Source organism: Pseudomonas asturiensis (genome assembly GCF_900143095.1).
GTDB classification, from domain to species: Bacteria; Pseudomonadota; Gammaproteobacteria; order Pseudomonadales; family Pseudomonadaceae; genus Aquipseudomonas; species Aquipseudomonas asturiensis.
The window spans coordinates 18542-34387 of record NZ_FRDA01000023.1 but is presented as its reverse complement, the minus strand read 5'-3'; the positions used below and the strand labels follow the sequence as shown (position 1 = coordinate 34387).

The window sequence follows — 15846 nt, the reverse complement described above, 5'->3', positions numbered from 1 at the left end:
CGCCAATATGCTTTTGTCCCGTAAACCCTTTGTCTCGGCCTCGAAAAGCCGTGCCTTGCTGCTGGCTACCGCCGGTTTCGGCGCTGTCCTGCTGACCGGTTGCGCAAGCTCCCCGGTTTCCAAAGTCGGCGCCAGCACCAAGGTCGAGTACTACCCGACCTGCTACGAGCCTGTGCAGCACCTGCGTCAGACCGACTCGGACATGACCAAATCGGTCGCGACCGGCGCGGCACTGGGTGCAGTGGGCGGCGCTCTGGCGGGTGCCCTGACCGGTAACTCCGACAAGCGTGCGCGTAACGTTGCCATCGGTGCCGCAGGCGGCGCACTGGTCGGCGGCGCAGCGGGTTATTACACCGAGCGTCAGAAGCAGATCACCGACGACAACGCACGTATCGCTTCCTACTCCACCGACATCAACAAAAGCGCGGCCGACATCGACCGCAGCACGGCGTACGCCAAGGCTTCGCAGTCCTGCTACCAGCGTGAGTTCACCAACCTGATCTCGGGTCGCAAGGCCAACACCATCAACGCCACCGAAGGCCGCAAGCGCCTGGCTGAAATCGTGGCCGGCCTGAAAGAGTCCAACGACCTGATCGCCGCGGTCAACGGTCGTGCCAGCGAAGACCTGAGCAGCTACACCCAGGCCTACGAGAAAGACCTGCAACAAGTGGGTGTGAAGCGCAACGACGTGGTGATCGTCGCCAATGCCGATACCGCACCGGTTGCGGCCACGTCGAACAAGAAGACCGGCAAGAACACCAAGGCCAAGCAGCAGAAACTGCCTGACGTGCCGAAAGAAGCGGTCGGGACCGAGAAAAACCTGCAGCAGGCCAAGGTCAAGCAGGCCGAGAGCGCGCAGGTGGCGACCGCCGGTCAAACCCAGGTCAACAGCATGTGCAAGAACCCAGACGTCGGCGACTGGGCTCCAGTGCCTTGCCCGAACGTTTGAGTACATTGATGCATAAGCATTGATCGACAGCTTCACCGGCCTCCGTGGCGAGGCCGGTGAAGTGCGTCGAACGGATTCAAGGAAGACCGATGTCCCAAGCCATGATCGGGTTGTACAACAGCCCTTCGCAGGTTCTGGCGCGCCAGAACATTGCAGCCAGAATCAACGTTCAACGTCTGTTTGCGTCCATCGATTCCGACCCGGGCATCGCAGGCGCAGGCGTCGTGTACATCGACAGCGACTTCAACGTCGTGACGCTTCGAGAATTCACGCCCATCTGCAGCATCAAGCCCAAGCGGCTGATCCTGCGGGAGGCCAAACGCAATATCGCGCCCCAGCAGTTCGCCCGTGAGGTGCAGACCAATCCTCGCGAGTCCCGTCTGCTGTACGAGGCATTCAGTGCCACGATGTCCTGTGGCGGAGCAGTCCTGGGCTGGATCGCCGTTTTCGGTGGTGGGGCGGCCGTGCCTTTTTCGGGCGGTGCCAGTCTGGTCATCACCGCAATCGGCTACGCCTCGGCAGCCGCCAGCACCGCACAGTGCGGTATCGGTCTGGCCCGCACCCTCAACGAAGTCAGGGCTCCGGCCGCCAACGACAGGCTCGACGATTCAGAGTTGTATCAGGTCATCGCCTCGGTGCTGGACATTGCATCCCTGTCGGGTGTCGGCGCCACGGGGCTGACCACGTACAAGCTGATGCAGGCGCGCAAAGCCGCCACCGGACGCAGTTGGTTCGATCTGACCAAAGAGCTCAACCGGCAACAACGCAAGGCGTTGACCGAAGAATTGCTGACGCTTCAAAACCCTAAGCTGACGTCCCGGTTGCTCAAGCTCAAGCAGCGCAGTGGGGAATTGCCGACACGCATGACGCCGACTCAACTCAAGCCGGCTACGGTCATCCAGTTGCAGGACGTACTCAGCGTCGGAATGGGGCTGGTGGGCAGCAGCTACATGCAAAGCATCGCGGTCGGCCTTTATGAGGAAGTGACCGAATGACCGATCGTCATCATTACTATGCCTTCAGAGCCCGTTACTTTCCGACGTTTCTGGGCTCGATGCTGCTGATCACGTTCTCCATGGCCCTGGCGACGTCTCAGGTGTTTTACACCTGGTTCAACGATGCGCAGGACGGCACGATCGTCCAGGTCATGGTGCTGATCGGCGCAGCGATGGTGCTGGCCCTGGGCGGTTTGATGGTCACCCGTGGGCGTCGCGAGGGCTTTTGGCTGCTGGTCGCGATGCCCATCGTGAGCCTGTTGGCGGTGCTGCCGACCTTTCCGGGTTATGGCCGCGGCATCGAACTGTTTATCTATGCGCTTGGCCTGTTGCTTCCATTGCTGGGGCTGCTGATGCTCAACAGTCAGCGGCAACGGGAAATGCGCGCCGACTTAATCGCGCTCAGGATCGAACGTGAGCAGGCTGGTGCTGAGGCGGGTCGTCAGCAGGCACTGGAAAAGAATCGCGAAAAGCTGCGCAAAAACAAGGCGCGCGGCCGCTAACCATCGCAGGCATTCACGTTTGTGCAGACAACAAAAAACCCGCCGAAGCGGGTTTTCCCAAGACCATCCCGACTTCCTGTCGGCCGCCTCCCAGGCGATGGTCGATCATCCTTGATCCTGGTGAACTCCCTGTTCACCACTTGTTGGATCCAATCATACGGCTCTTGTTGTCGGACAAAAATAGCCAACTGCCCCCAGGGCGTGTAAGCCTTTGGCTATACGAGGCCGTTGCAGCCCTGTTCCTCACTCAACATGACGCGACAATGTGACAAGTGATCAGTGATGGATCAGGACGCGTACATTTTTTAATCAGCGGCTCAATCAGCGGCAAGAAATCGCAGGCAATAAAAAACCCGCCGAAGCGGGTTTTTCCAAGACCATTCCAACTCCCTGTCGGCTGCCGTCCCGGCGATGGTCGATCGTCCCTGATCCTGGCGAGCTCCCTGCTCACCAGTTGTTGGATCCAATCTTACGGCCGTGTCGTGGACTCACAAAGAGCCAAACAACTCGATTGTGTGTAAGCCATTGGCTATACGTGCGTGGGATTTATCCGAAGGTCTGATCACGCAGAACCGCCGCCGCAGGCTATAACTGAGCACAGCAGCCTCGTGAAATCACCGGCCCATGCGGGTCCAGAGCTAACAATACGCCAAGGTGTTCTTATGTCGATCTTCCATCAGGGCCTCTCCAGAGGCCCGGCCAACCACATGGCACTCACGCCGCTGAGTTTTCTTGAGCGCACCGCCGCAACGTACCCGGACTATCCGGCCGTAATCCATGGCGCGATCCGCCGCGACTGGGCACAGACCTATCGCCGCTGTCGCCAGCTTGCGTCAGGGTTGAGCCAGTTAGGTGTGCAAAGTGGCGATACGGTTGCGGTCATGCTGCCCAACATTCCGGCCATGCTTGAGGTGCACTTCGGCGTACCCATGCTGGGTGCGGTGCTCAATACCCTTAATGTGCGGCTGGATGCCACGGCCATTGCCTTCATGCTCAGGCACGGTGAAGCGCGGGTGTTGATCGCTGACCGTGAGTTTCATGCCGTGGTGCATGCCGCCCTGGCCCTGCTGGACAATCCTCCGCTGTTGATCGACGTGGACGATCCCGAATACGGCGAAGGGCGGCCGTTGAGCGAACTGGACTACGACGCGCTGCTGGCCGCAGGCGACCCCGATTTCGAGTGGCAATGGCCGCAGGATGAATGGGCGCCGATCTCGCTGAACTACACCTCCGGTACCACCGGCGACCCCAAGGGTGTGGTTTATCACCATCGCGGCGCGTACCTGAATGCCATCGGCAATCAGATGGCCTGGGGCATGGGCCTGCACCCGGTTTACCTGTGGACCCTGCCGATGTTTCACTGCAACGGCTGGTGTTATCCCTGGACCATCACCGCGCAGGCGGGCACGCATGTGTTTTTGCGTCGGGTCGATCCTCAGAAAATCATTACGCTGATCAGCCAGCACACCGTCAGCCATTTATGCGGCGCGCCCATCGTGCTCAATGCCCTGGCCAATCTGCCCAACGCCGCCGACGTGGCATTCGGTCATCCCGTCAATGCCATGACCGCAGGCGCCGCACCGCCTGCGCGGGTGATTGCCTCGGTCGAGGCAATGGGCATCTGCATTACCCACGCCTACGGGCTGACCGAAACCTACGGGCCGGTCACTGTCTGCGCCTGGAAAACCGAGTGGGATGAACTGCCGGCCGACGAGCGGGCCTCAGTCAAGGCGCGTCAGGGCGTGCGTTACCCCACGCTCGAAGGTGTGATGGTGGCCGACCCGCTGACCCATCAGCCTGTGCCGAAGGACGGCCAGACCCTTGGCGAGATCTACATGCGCGGCAACACGGTCATGAAAGGCTATCTGGGTAATCAGAGCGCCACCGACAAGGCGTTCGAAGGCGGCTGGTTTCACTCTGGAGACCTGGCGGTCTGGCACGCGGACGGCTATCTGGAGATTCGTGACCGCAGCAAGGACATCATCATTTCCGGTGGCGAGAACATTTCCACCATTGAGGTTGAAGGTGTGCTGTATCGCCATCCGGCCGTTCTGGAGGCCGCAGTGGTCGCCAGGCCCGATGACAAGTGGGGTGAGACGCCCTGCGCATTTGTGACCCTCAAGGCCGGGGCAGACGAGGTGACGGGCGAGCAGATCATGCGGTTCTGTCGTGAGCACCTGGCAGGCTTCAAGGTGCCGAAAACCGTGGTGTTTACGGCACTGCCAAAAACCTCGACCGGCAAGATCCAGAAGTTTCTACTGCGCGAGTGGGCGAAAAACGGTCAGACCGATCAGGGCGTGAAGGTCGAAGCCGCTTCACAGTAGCGCGCCTGGGCGTTCTTGCTCTGCGGGTCGCGATCACGACCCGCACGGCGCGTCCATTCCTGGCACTGTTCGCGGAAATTGACCTCGGCTGATTTACGACACTCGCGCCGCTCTACCGAGCGGGCGAGGAAGTTCTCGCACACGCTGTCGCCGTCGATGGTGTTGTCGTAGATACGCCATTGCGCACGGTAGCGGTTGCGCCCGTCCCATTCGCGTATGGACACCGTCGCGACCGTGTAAGGACGTGACGGACGGGATGCCGGGCGGGCGGCATCGGCCTTGAAATCGGCCATGTAACCCGCAGACACCATACCTTTCGCCGGCTCGCTCTGAACCGGGCGGGGCACTTGGCCGAATCGGCAGTTCAGGACACTTTCGTCGATGACATTGCCGTTTTTCAGGCAGTTATCCAGAGGCTGCACGGTTGCGCTCGGCGCCGTCGGCGCTGGCGTCGGCAGCGCAGCGGGTTCCTGACGCAGCGCAACGGGCGTCGCACGGGGCGTTTGCGGCGGCGGGATTTCGATTTCGGCGGGCTTTACCACCGGAGCCGGTTGCTCGATGGGCAGCGCAGGGTTTGCCTTGGGTTTGCGCAACTGCGAGGCAATCATGGCGCTCAGGCAAGCCACCACGATCAGCCCGGCCAGCCAGAGCGCATAGGCGGGCTTACGGCGCGTCGGGGGCAGCGGTTTTCGATTGGGGTGCGAGCCCAATACCACGTCGACCTGTCCGGGCACCAGACGCTGAATACGGATAACCCCGTCGTCCTCGGGCTGTTGTGTGGAATCCATCCCTGCTCCTTGAATCATCTGCCACGCACTGCCCACGCGTCAGGCGCGAAATTTCAAGTTTATCGGCAAGGGCTGCGATTTCTGAAATGTTTTGGGGGTGTATTCGTTCAGCCTGGCAGGCTATGGTCAGGTCCGTTTTGATTCACCCGTTTTGATTCAACGAGGAAGCACCTTTAATGCATGAACGTCTTGAGCAGGTTTTCGGGTACTCGCAGTTTCGTCCAGGACAGGAAGCTGCGATCAGCGCGGTGCTGGCGGGGCGTTCTGCCGCTGCGATTTTTCCGACCGGCTCAGGCAAGTCACTCTGTTACCAACTGCCTGCGCTGATGTTGCCGCACCTCACGCTGGTGGTTTCACCCTTGCTGGCGCTGATTCAAGACCAACTGGCGTTTCTGCAGCGTCACGGCATCCCGGCCGCGAGCATCGATTCGGCGCAGAGCCGCGAAGACGTCGCCCAGGTCATGGCGGGGGCACGTTCAGGCGAACTGAAAATTCTGATGATTTCCGTGGAGCGCCTCAAGAACGAGCGTTTCCGGCAGTTCATTACCCAGGTGCCCATCTCGCTGCTGGTGGTGGACGAGGCGCACTGTATTTCCGAATGGGGCCACAACTTTCGGCCCGATTACCTGAAGTTGCCCGACTACCAGCGCGAATTCAACATCCCGCAAGCCCTGCTGCTGACGGCCACAGCCACGCCACAGGTCATCACCGACATGCAGGACAAGTTCGCCATCGCGCCGGATGACGTGGTGACCACCGGCTTCTATCGCCCCAATCTGCGCCTGTGGGTCGAGCCGGTCAGCGGGCGGGACAAGCGCCAGCGCCTGGTCGAGTGGCTGAGCGAGCGAAGCGGACAGCCGACCATCGTCTACGTCACGCTGCAAAAGACGGCCGAATACATCGCTGCGCATCTGCAGCAGAACGGGCTGCCAGCCAGTGCTTATCATGCCGGGTTGCCCAACGATAAGCGCGAGGCCCTCCAGAAACAGTTCATGGGCGGTGGCCTGAACTGCATGGTGGCCACCATCGCCTTCGGCATGGGCATCGACAAGAGCGACATCCGCAATGTGGTGCATTTCGACCTGCCCAAATCCATCGAGAATTACAGCCAGGAAATCGGCCGGGCAGGGCGCGACGGGGCTGCGTCCGATTGCCTGGTGATGGCCAACCGCGACAGCCTCAATGTGCTGGAAAACTTCGTTTACGGCGACACGCCGGAGCGCGAGGGGATCGCTCGGGTGCTGGAGGACCTGCTCAGCGCGGGCCACGACGGGCAGTGGGAGTTTCTGCTGAACCCGCTGGCGGACCTCAGCAACATCCGCCAGCTGCCGCTCAAGACCCTGTTGGTGCAACTGGAGCTGCGCGGAATCATCGCGCCACGTTACGCCTATTTCGCTGAATATCGCTTCAAATTCCTGATTGAGCCAAGCGAGCTGATGACCCGCTTCGAGGGTGAGCGGCGCCAGTTCGTCGAGGCCGTGATCCAGACGTCCAGCCGCGCCCGCACCTGGGCGACGGTGGATTTCGACGCGCTGTACCGGCACTACGGCGCCGAGCGCTCGCGGGTGGTCAAGGCGCTGGACTACTTTCAGGAAAAGGGCTGGATCGAACTGGAAAGCAAGCAGATGACCGAGGTCTACAGCGTGCTGCGCACCGACTTCGATGCGGATGTGTTGAGCCGCGAGCTGCACCACTATTTCAGCGAGCACGAGGCCACGGAGGTCGACCGTATTCACACGATGCTGAACGTGTTCGCCAGCGATCAATGCCTGACCCATCGCCTGGCGCACTACTTTGGCGATCACAATGCGCCGCAGCGTTGCGGGCATTGCTCGGTGTGCCAGGGTCAGGTCGCCCACCTGCCAGAGCCTCCCGCGCTCCAGCCGCTGGAGGCGATGGACTTTCAGGCGTCATGCGGTGATTTTATCCGCAAGCACCAGGACTACAGCGGCCAGCCGCCCAGCGCAGAATGCCTGACGCGTTTTCTGTGCGGCATCAGTGTGCCGCTGTTCACCAGACTCAAGGCCCGCGCCACCGCAGGCTTCGCCGAGCTGGAAGATTATCCGTACGCGCATGTGCGGGCGTGGGTACAGGGCAGGATGAACTGATTGCGCGCCTTAAACGAAAACCGGCCGCTCAAGAGCGGCCGGTTGTTCATGCGTTCTGACGATCAACGATCACGGTAGTGACCACGACCATGCTTGCGATGGCCGTAATGCTTGCCACGGTTGCCATGGCCACGGTATTCACGGCGGTCATCACGACCACCCCGGTAGCGGCGATCATCATCGCGGCTTTCGTTGCCCATGTAGTTGCCGAGTGCCGCACCACCGCCGCCGCCGACGGCCGAGCCGATCAGGCTGCCGGTGTTGCCGCCCACGCTGCGACCGACCACGTTACCGCCAGCAGCGCCCAGACCGCCGCCAATGGCCGCTTCCGTACGGTTGTGACGGTTTGCACCGACTGCACCGCCCGCTGCGCCGCCCAGGCCTGCGCCAATCGCTGAACCGGTGCTACCGCCGATCTGTTGACCGACGACCGAACCGAGTACCCCACCCAATGCTCCGCCTACACCGGCCGTCACGTTATCGCCTGCTGAGGCGAAACCGGTGGCCAGGGTAAGAGACAACAACAGTATCGAGGAATACTTCATGTAGGGAATCTCATAGGGATGACGGCGCGATCTTGGTGTCAAGTGAAGAATGTAGCAATGCAAATCCGACGAGTAACACGACTGCAACACAAACAGCTAAGTTACTGTTTTGGTTGAGGAACTTAAGTCGGAAAATGCAGTCTTAGGCTACTTGTGACAGGCCCGTTTCCAGCAAAACGGGCCTTTTTTGTGGGCGTCAGATAATGCGTGCCGACTCGGCAGAACGCTCAAGACGAATGGCCACGAACTTGGACGTCGGCGTGCTGCTGCCGTCGCCAACGCTTTCCAGCGGCACCAGGGGGTTGACCTCCGGGTAGTACGCGGCAGCCTGACCGGCCGGGATATCGAACGGCAGCAAGGTGAAACCCTTCACGCGGCGTTCGCGGTTATCGCTCCAGATCGAGATCAGGTCGGCCTTCTGGCCTGGCTGGAAGCCCAGACGAATGATGTCGGCCTCGTTGACGAACAACACGTCGCGCTGACCTTTCACGCCGCGATAGCGGTCGTCCAGGCCATAGATGGTGGTGTTGTACTGATCGTGGGAGCGCATGGACTGCATGATCAGGTCCGGGACCAGGCCGGTAGAGCTGATGTCCTCGTGCAACAAGGTGCTTGGCAGTTTGTTGGGCTTGAAATTGGCGCGGGTGGACGCCGTGTTCCAGCGGCGCGCGCCGGCTGCGTTGCCCAGGTAGAAGCCGCCTGGATGCTTGATGCGCTCGTTGAAGTCCTTGAAGCCTGGAATGGTATCGGCGATCAGGTCGCGAATCCGGCTGTAGTCCTCGGCCAGCCACAACCAGTCGACAGGTTGCTTGCCGAGCGTGGCATTGGCGATGCCGGCCAGAATGGCAGGCTCGGAGCGCATCTTTGAAGAGATAGGCTGCAGCTGACCGTTCGAGGCGTGAACCATGCTGAACGAATCTTCCACGGTGACCGCTTGCGGGCCGTTGGCCTGCACGTCAATGTCGGTACGGCCGAAGCATGGCAGGATCAGCGCGTCCTTGCCGTGGAACAGGTGGCTGCGGTTGAGCTTGGTGCTGATCTGCACGGTCAGCTCGCAGTTGCTCAAGGCTTCAGCGGTGCGATGGCTGTCCGGCGTGGCTTGGGCAAAGTTGCCGCCCAGCGCGATGAAGACTTTCGAACGGCCTTCGGCCATGGCGTGAATGGCTTCGACCACGTTGTGACCATTCTCGCGTGGCACCTTGAACTGGAAGCGTTTTTCCAGCGCGTCGAGCAGAAACACCGGCGGGCGCTCGTTGATGCCCATGGTGCGGTCGCCCTGCACGTTACTGTGACCACGTACCGGGCACAGGCCTGCGCCCGGCCTGCCGATGTTGCCGCGCAGCATCATCAGGTTGGCGATTTCCTGAATGGTCGCCACCGAATGGCGGTGCTGGGTAATACCCATCGCCCAGCACATGATGACGTTCTTGCCGGCTGCATACATGCGCGCCGACTGCTCAATGTCGGTCAGCGGCAGACCCGACTGCTCGACGATCTCGTCCCACGACGTGTCATCGAGGGCGGCCAGGTAATCCAGTACGCCTTCAGTGTGTTCGTTCAGGAACGCGTGGTCGAACACCGATGGCGCGTTGTTGAGTTGCGACTCGCGCTCCCATTGCAGCAGGTACTTGGCCATGCCGCGCAGCAGCGCCATGTCGCCACCCAACGCAGGGCGGAAATAAGCGGTGTTGGTCGGGCGGTCGCCGTTGGTGAGCATTTCCACCGGGTGCTGCGGGTGTTGGAAACGCTCCAGGCCGCGCTCTTTGAGCGGGTTCACGCAAACGACCTGGGCGCCACGCTTCACGGCTTCGCGCAGCGGTTCCAGCATGCGCGGGTGGTTGGTGCCGGGGTTCTGGCCCAGTACGAAAATCGCGTCGGCGTGCTCGAAGTCATCGAAGGTCACTGTACCTTTGCCCACGCCCACGCTTTGCGACAACGCAACGCCACTGGCTTCGTGGCACATGTTCGAGCAGTCCGGGAAGTTGTTGGTGCCATAGGCACGCACGAACAGCTGATACAGGTACGCCGCTTCATTGCTGGCGCGGCCCGAGGTGTAGAACTCGGCCATGTTCGGGCTGGGCAGGTTGTTCAGGTGTTTGGCGATCAATGCGAACGCGTCGTCCCACGCAATGGGCTTGTAACGGTCGGTCTCGGCGTCGTAAACCATCGGCTCGGTCAGACGGCCCTGATACTCAAGCCAGTAATCGCTCTGCTCCAGCAGCGCGGTGACGCTGTGACGGGCGAAGAAGGCCGGGTCCACACGACGTTTGGTGGCTTCCCAGTTGACCGCCTTGGCGCCGTTCTCGCAGAACTTGACCATGCCGCTTTCCGGCGAGTCGCCCCACGCGCAACCCGGGCAGTCGAAACCGCCGTTCTGGTTGGTTTTGAGCATCATGCGCAGGTTTTTCAGCGCGTTGTCGCTGCCCAGCCAGGCCTGCGTCACGCTGATCAGTGCGCCCCAGCCGCCAGCCGCACCTTTGTATGGCTTGTAGCGGGGTGTAGGTGTCTTGTCGGCTTGGTGATGAGTGCTCACGCTTGAATCTCCATCGCAGGGCTATAGACCCGCGGCGCACTGTGCTGCGGCAGGTGAATTAAATTGAGGTTATGCCGGCGTGCCCATTGCAGGGCCAGGCCGGTGGGCGAAGACAGGCTGACCAGCGTCTGGATTCCCGCGCGCAGGACTTTCTGGATCAACTCCAGGCTGCAGCGACTGGTCACGATGGCAACGCCGCCCGCCAGCGGAATGTCCTGACGGATGAGCGCGCCGATCAGTTTGTCCAGCGCGTTATGGCGTCCGATGTCTTCGCGACCCAGCAGCAACTGACCTGTACCGTCCATGAAGATGGCGGCATGCACGGCGCCGCAATGTTGACCCAGCGGCTGAAATTCGCCGATGCGCTGGCGCAGGCCTTCCAGCCATTGGGCTGGCGGCAGGGGAGCACCGGGCAGGACATCAAGCTGCGGGAGCGCTTGCTCGACCGCCTCGACACCGCACAGGCCGCAGCCGCTGGTACCTGCCAGCTGGCGACGTTGCTGCTTGAGTTCCCAGAACGCACGGCTGGCGATTTCCACTTCGGCCTGCATCGCCGAGCCGCAGCCGCTGAGCTTGAAGTCGTAGATTTCATCGCGCGAGGCAATGATGCCGCTGCCCAGGCTGAAGCCGACGATGAAGTCTTCAAGGTCGGTCGGGCTGACCAGCATGACGGCCTGGCTGATGCCGTTGTAGGCAATCGCCAGCGCGACTTCCTCAGCAAGTTCGGTGCGCGCGCCGTCCTGACCCTCAAGGGTCGCATAGCGATAGGACTGGCTGGCTTCGGGCGCGGGTGCGAGAACAGGCACCGTGCCGATTGTGCGCTTGGCGTGCATGGGCTGAGATACCGGCAGATTGACACCTACAGCCTAGGCCTGTTGTCCGGAATCGTCTAATCGCTAGTTCCAATGCACCGATAGATGACGTCGATCAATGCGTCAGCGTGGTAATTCCGCTACCAGCGCAAAGCACGCCTCGGCCAGAGCCGAGCGCGGCGCACTGCGGCGCATGATCAGCCCCAGTTGGGCGAGCGTGCGGGCATCGGCAATCGGGTGCATGGCCAGGTGTTCGGTCAGTGTCTCCAACCCGCCGTCCAGTGGCATGATCGCGCAGCAAAAGCCGCCATGTACGGCCTGCAATAACTGATGAACGGCATCGGTCTGCAACAACGGCTGAGGTTGCAGGCCACGGCTGTGGAAGTTGTGATCGATGGATTGGCGAAAATGCATGCCGCTGGTGAGCAGGCCCAATGGCAACTCGACCAGATCCGCCCAGCTCAGCGGCGTATCGCCGAAGGTGAAATGTCGCCGGTCGTACATCAGGCCCATTTTTGTGTCGTCCAGCGCCAGCGAGTCGAAGCGGTCGTTATCCAGCCGCTCCAGATACGAGACGCCCAGGTCGATACGGTTGCTCGCCAGTTGCTCCAGCACCTGCTCGGAGCTGAGCGATGACAGCTCGAAACGCAGGTTCGGGTGCATCTGATGCAACCGGTGCAGCAGCGGCAAGGGGTCGAAACTCGACAGCGGTACCACGCCCAGGCGCAACGTACCCACCAGATGACCCCGGCAGGCAGCCGCCTCGGCCTGCAAGCCATCGTAGGCCGCCAGTACCGTGCGCGCCCAGGCCAGCACGCGCTCGCCGGGTGCAGTGAAGCCTTCAAAGCGCTGGCCGCGGTTGACCAGGGGCAAGCCCAACTCTTCTTCCAGATTGCGCAGCCGCATCGACAGCGTTGGCTGGGTGATATTGCAGCGCGCAGCCGCCTGCCCGAAGTGACGCGTTTCGTCGAGGGCGATCAGGAATTTGAGTTGCTTGATGTCCATGTCCACTCCGGTGGTCGATCCAGGCTCCCGATTCTACGCGTTCAGGGCCAATGGTGGTCGAGCGACGTTGGTCGGAAGGCTGCAGGCCACGGTTTATAAGGGCTATGGTTGAGTGTGCAAGTCTGACAACTCACGTAAGGAGAATCGGATAATGAGTATTTGGAGTTTTGTGAAAGAAGCGGGCGAGAAGATCCTGGATGCGATCATGCCTGGCAATGCCAACGCAAATGAAGTCCTGAAAGATCATATCTCCAGGGTTGGATTGGGCAACCCCAACATTCAGACAGAGGTTCAGGGCAGCACGGTCATCGTCAAGGGCGAGGCGACCAGTCAGGAGGAGAAGGAGAAGATTCGGGTCACGCTGGGCAATATCAAAGGTGTCGAGAAAGTGGACGACCAGATGACCCTTGCCGCTGGCAGCGCGCCTGCGGCAAGTGCCGAATCCCGATTCTATGAAGTCAAGAAAGGCGACACGCTCAGCGCGATTTCAAAGCAGATGTATGGCGATCCGAACAAGTACCAGAAAATCTTCGACGCCAACAAACCCATGCTCAAGGATGTGGACAAGATTTACCCGGGGCAGACGTTGCGGATTCCGGAGTGAGTAGCGGCTCGGGCAAATGATTGCTGCCTACGCTCCGCGCCCATCGTTATACACACGTCTCGCTGCAACCAACGGACTGTGGGAGGCTGCTTGCCGGCGATGCTTTTTCGCAAGCGATCTATCGGTGCCTGATCTGACGCCATCGCCGGCAAGCCGCCTCCCACGGGTATGGATTCAGTCAGTCACTTTCGTTTTGGCCTTGTTTTGTGCGTCTTCCGAAACGGTGCATACGCGAAGTACTCAGCGTGATACACACGTCTCGCTGCAACCAACGGACTGTGGGAGGCTGCTTGCCGGCGATGCTTTTTCGCAAGCGACCTGTCGGTGACTGAACTGACGCCATCGCCGACAAGCCGCCTCCCACGGGTATGCATTCAGTCAGGCACTTTCGTTTTGGCTTCGTTTTGCGCGTCTTCCAAGGGTGTGCTGGCCCTCACAACCCTTTGATCAACTCCCGATAATCTCCGACAGCGGCAAATTCCTCGGTGTCTTTCGGGCCTTTCTGGCTGTTGGGCTGGCTGACGGCCAGTAACTGCGCAACCCCGAAGCGTCCCGCGCTGCGCAGGATCGGCAGGGTGTCGTCGATGAACAGGCTGCGGGCCGGGTCGAACGCGGTGTCGGCATGCAGGGCCTCCCAGAACTGCTGGTTTTCCTTGGGGAAGCCATAGTCATGGGAGCTGATCAAACGCTCGAAGTAGGACGCCAATTCGATCCGCTCCATCTTCAACGACAACGAATCGCGGTGGGCGTTGGTGATCATGATCACCCGCTTGCCCGCCTGCCTGAGCGCTGCCAGAAAGGTTTCAGCGTCCGGGCGCAAGGCGATCATGTGAGCGATTTCGCGCTTCAGGTCGCGCACCGACAGTTTCAGCTCGGCGCTCCAGAAATCCAGGCAGTACCAGTTAAGGGTGCCGGCGTTGCGCTCGAACAACGGCTGCAATTCCAGCCAGGCCATGGCGAAGCTGATGCCATGCAGCTCGGCGTAACGTTGTGGCAGGTGCTGCAACCAGAAGTGGTCGTCGTAATGCAGGTCGAGCAACGTGCCGTCCATATCCAGCAGGACGGTATCGATTTCGCTCCAGGGCATGGAAAGCATTCTGGCCTCATGAAGGTGGGTCAAGTGAGTGAGCATATCCGACACAGACATTCGGAAAAGCCACGGTATAGTACCCCGTCCATGTGAAGGAGCCTGTCATGCGTCAGAAACCCACCGTTCTCGCCCGCGCCATCGTCGCCAGCAGTCGCCTGTTCCGCGTCGAAGAGCTGCAACTGCGCTTTGCCAACGGCGTCGAGCGCACCTACGAACGGCTGGTCGGCAGAGGCGCGGGTTATGGCGCAGTCATGATTGTGGCAATGCTCGACGCTGACCACGCGATTCTGATCGAAGAGTATTGCGGCGGCACCGATGAATACGAGCTGTCCTTGCCCAAGGGCTTGATCGAACCGGGCGAAGACATCCTTGCCGCCGCCAATCGCGAGCTTAAGGAAGAAGCCGGTTTCGGCGCGCACCAACTGGAACACCTGACCGAGCTGTCGCTGTCGCCCGGTTACATGAACCAGAAAATTCAGGTGGTGCTGGCCACCGACCTTTACGAGGAACGGCTAGAAGGCGATGAGCCCGAGCCGATTCGCGTGGACAAGATCAACCTGCGGGAGCTGGCGAGCCTGGCCCAGAATGCACAGTTCAGCGAAGGGCGCGCCCTGGCTGCGCTGTACCTGACCCGCGACGTGCTGACCCAACGTGGACTCTTTCAACCATGACCGACCCGTTCGCCAACCTGCCGCATCCGCTGCTTGCTCCCGTGATCGAACTCGCACGCCTGGCGGGCGAAGCCATCCTGCCGTTTTGGCGCGCCAACGTCAGCGTGACCTCCAAAGCCGATGACTCGCCTGTCACCGCAGCCGATCTGGCGGCTCATCAGGTGCTGGTCGAAGGCTTGCAAGCGCTGGACCCGACGATTCATGTGTTGTCCGAGGAAGATGCCGACATCCCTTTCAGCGAGCGCGCGACCTGGGAGCGCTGGTGGCTGGTCGATCCACTGGACGGCACCAAGGAATTCATTTCCGGCAGTGAAGAGTTCACGGTCAACGTTGCCCTGATCGAGCGCGGACGCGTGGTGTTTGGCGTGGTGTCCATGCCGACCAATGATCGCTGTTATTTCGGCGGCGCAGCCTTGGGTGCGTGGCGCAGTGACAGCCCCGACCATTGCGAGCCGATTCAGGTCAGACAGACGCTACAGGCCGGGCAGGCCTTTACCGTGGTCGCCAGTCGCAGGCACTCAAGCCCTGAGCAGGAACATCTGCTGGCCGGTCTGGCAGCAGGTCTTGGGCCGCTGCAACTGACCAATATCGGCAGCTCGTTGAAGTTCTGTCTGCTGGCTGAGGGCGCGGCTGACTGCTATCCGCGCCTGGCCCCGACCTCGCAATGGGACACCGCTGCGGCGCAAGGCGTGCTTGAGGGCGCGGGCGGTGAAGTTCTGCAGCTCGACGGCCAGCGCTTCTCCTATCCTGCCCGCGAGTCGCTGCTCAATCCGTTTTTCCTCGCGTTGCCAGCCAAGGCCGAGTGGCGTGAGAAATTGCTGGTGCTGGCGCAGTCCTGATCCGGTGGTTCCCAAGGCCCTGCGCTATCGCGATGCGCAGGTCTGGCTTTGGTGCGCTTGCTCGCAAATAGGGCAGTACA

The 15846-nt window shown here is 61.0% G+C and carries 14 protein-coding genes; 8 read left to right on the top strand and 6 right to left on the bottom strand.

All coding sequences use genetic code 11. The features are described from left to right. Positions 1-7 precede the first annotated feature (7 nt). From tagQ to BUB69_RS26015, 4 genes are all read left to right on the top strand, one after another. Entirely contained in the window at positions 8-949 is a 942-nt protein-coding gene (tagQ, locus tag BUB69_RS26030; protein WP_073172601.1) for a type VI secretion system-associated lipoprotein TagQ, read from the top strand. 89 nt (positions 950-1038) lie between these two features. Beyond that, complete coding sequence (ssp4, locus tag BUB69_RS26025; RefSeq protein ID WP_024687068.1) at positions 1039-1944, top strand: Ssp4 family T6SS effector; 906 nt, start codon at positions 1039-1041, stop codon at positions 1942-1944. Next, positions 1941-2447, top strand: coding sequence for a hypothetical protein (locus tag BUB69_RS26020; RefSeq protein ID WP_073172598.1), 507 nt, complete (start codon positions 1941-1943; stop codon positions 2445-2447). The genes ssp4 and BUB69_RS26020 overlap by 4 nt, the downstream gene beginning before the upstream one ends. 662 nt (positions 2448-3109) lie before the next feature. Continuing rightward, positions 3110-4771, top strand: a complete 1662-nt coding sequence (locus tag BUB69_RS26015; protein ID WP_073172596.1) for an acyl-CoA synthetase — start codon at positions 3110-3112, stop codon at positions 4769-4771. Here BUB69_RS26015 and BUB69_RS26010 read toward each other — a convergent pair. Beyond that, positions 4738-5559, bottom strand: coding sequence for a hypothetical protein (locus BUB69_RS26010; RefSeq protein WP_073172593.1), 822 nt, complete (start codon positions 5557-5559; stop codon positions 4738-4740). The two genes, BUB69_RS26015 and BUB69_RS26010, sit on opposite strands and share 34 nt — an antisense overlap. 176 nt (positions 5560-5735) lie before the next feature. On the opposite strand from BUB69_RS26010, the gene BUB69_RS26005 reads away from it, so the two are divergent. Continuing rightward, positions 5736-7667: a RecQ family ATP-dependent DNA helicase gene (locus BUB69_RS26005; RefSeq protein ID WP_073172590.1), complete on the top strand. Its 1932-nt coding sequence runs from the start codon at positions 5736-5738 to the stop codon at positions 7665-7667. A 62-nt stretch (positions 7668-7729) separates the two neighbouring features. On the opposite strand, the gene BUB69_RS26000 is transcribed toward BUB69_RS26005, so the two are convergent. From BUB69_RS26000 to BUB69_RS25985, 4 genes are all read right to left on the bottom strand, one after another. After that, positions 7730-8212, bottom strand: a complete 483-nt coding sequence (locus BUB69_RS26000) for a glycine zipper domain-containing protein (RefSeq protein WP_073172587.1) — start codon at positions 8210-8212, stop codon at positions 7730-7732. A 196-nt stretch (positions 8213-8408) separates the two neighbouring features. Further along, positions 8409-10745, bottom strand: coding sequence for an FdhF/YdeP family oxidoreductase (locus BUB69_RS25995; protein WP_073172584.1), 2337 nt, complete (start codon positions 10743-10745; stop codon positions 8409-8411). Then, complete coding sequence (fdhD, locus tag BUB69_RS25990) at positions 10742-11578, bottom strand: formate dehydrogenase accessory sulfurtransferase FdhD (protein ID WP_073172581.1); 837 nt, start codon at positions 11576-11578, stop codon at positions 10742-10744. Before fdhD ends, BUB69_RS25995 begins: the two co-directional genes overlap by 4 nt. Positions 11579-11680: 102 nt before the next feature. After that, positions 11681-12562 carry a LysR family transcriptional regulator gene (locus BUB69_RS25985; protein WP_073172576.1) on the bottom strand — a complete coding sequence of 294 codons (882 nt, stop codon included), beginning with the start codon at positions 12560-12562 and terminating at the stop codon, positions 11681-11683. A gap of 151 nt (positions 12563-12713) precedes the next feature. On the opposite strand from BUB69_RS25985, the gene lysM reads away from it, so the two are divergent. After that, entirely contained in the window at positions 12714-13166 is a 453-nt protein-coding gene (gene lysM, locus BUB69_RS25980; protein ID WP_073172572.1) for a peptidoglycan-binding protein LysM, read from the top strand. 433 nt (positions 13167-13599) lie between these two features. On the opposite strand, the gene yrfG is transcribed toward lysM, so the two are convergent. Beyond that, positions 13600-14262 (bottom strand): GMP/IMP nucleotidase, encoded by a 663-nt coding sequence (gene yrfG, locus BUB69_RS25975; RefSeq protein ID WP_073172569.1) that lies wholly within the window; start codon positions 14260-14262, stop codon positions 13600-13602. 98 nt (positions 14263-14360) lie between these two features. Between yrfG and nudE the strand changes: the two genes are divergently transcribed. Both nudE and cysQ read left to right on the top strand, forming a co-directional pair. Next, entirely contained in the window at positions 14361-14927 is a 567-nt protein-coding gene (gene nudE / locus BUB69_RS25970) for an ADP compounds hydrolase NudE (protein ID WP_073172566.1), read from the top strand. Further along, positions 14924-15766: a 3'(2'),5'-bisphosphate nucleotidase CysQ gene (gene cysQ / locus BUB69_RS25965; RefSeq protein WP_073172563.1), complete on the top strand. Its 843-nt coding sequence runs from the start codon at positions 14924-14926 to the stop codon at positions 15764-15766. The genes nudE and cysQ overlap by 4 nt, the downstream gene beginning before the upstream one ends. Positions 15767-15846: the final 80 nt, after the last annotated feature.

What these genes read in the sequence shown, in the direction of transcription:
- yrfG (WP_073172569.1), bottom strand. Translation starts at nt 14,262, where the DNA reads ATGCTTTCCATGCCCTGGAGCGAAATCGATACCGTCCTGCTGGATATG.
- BUB69_RS26000 (WP_073172587.1), bottom strand. Translation starts at nt 8,212, where the DNA reads ATGAAGTATTCCTCGATACTGTTGTTGTCTCTTACCCTGGCCACCGGT.
- BUB69_RS26015 (WP_073172596.1), top strand. Translation starts at nt 3,110, where the DNA reads ATGTCGATCTTCCATCAGGGCCTCTCCAGAGGCCCGGCCAACCACATG.
- lysM (WP_073172572.1), top strand. Translation starts at nt 12,714, where the DNA reads ATGAGTATTTGGAGTTTTGTGAAAGAAGCGGGCGAGAAGATCCTGGAT.
- BUB69_RS26005 (WP_073172590.1), top strand. Translation starts at nt 5,736, where the DNA reads ATGCATGAACGTCTTGAGCAGGTTTTCGGGTACTCGCAGTTTCGTCCA.
- BUB69_RS25985 (WP_073172576.1), bottom strand. Translation starts at nt 12,562, where the DNA reads ATGGACATCAAGCAACTCAAATTCCTGATCGCCCTCGACGAAACGCGT.
- BUB69_RS26020 (WP_073172598.1), top strand. Translation starts at nt 1,941, where the DNA reads ATGACCGATCGTCATCATTACTATGCCTTCAGAGCCCGTTACTTTCCG.
- tagQ (WP_073172601.1), top strand. Translation starts at nt 8, where the DNA reads ATGCTTTTGTCCCGTAAACCCTTTGTCTCGGCCTCGAAAAGCCGTGCC.
- BUB69_RS26010 (WP_073172593.1), bottom strand. Translation starts at nt 5,559, where the DNA reads ATGGATTCCACACAACAGCCCGAGGACGACGGGGTTATCCGTATTCAG.
- cysQ (WP_073172563.1), top strand. Translation starts at nt 14,924, where the DNA reads ATGACCGACCCGTTCGCCAACCTGCCGCATCCGCTGCTTGCTCCCGTG.
- ssp4 (WP_024687068.1), top strand. Translation starts at nt 1,039, where the DNA reads ATGTCCCAAGCCATGATCGGGTTGTACAACAGCCCTTCGCAGGTTCTG.
- fdhD (WP_073172581.1), bottom strand. Translation starts at nt 11,578, where the DNA reads ATGCACGCCAAGCGCACAATCGGCACGGTGCCTGTTCTCGCACCCGCG.
- nudE (WP_073172566.1), top strand. Translation starts at nt 14,361, where the DNA reads ATGCGTCAGAAACCCACCGTTCTCGCCCGCGCCATCGTCGCCAGCAGT.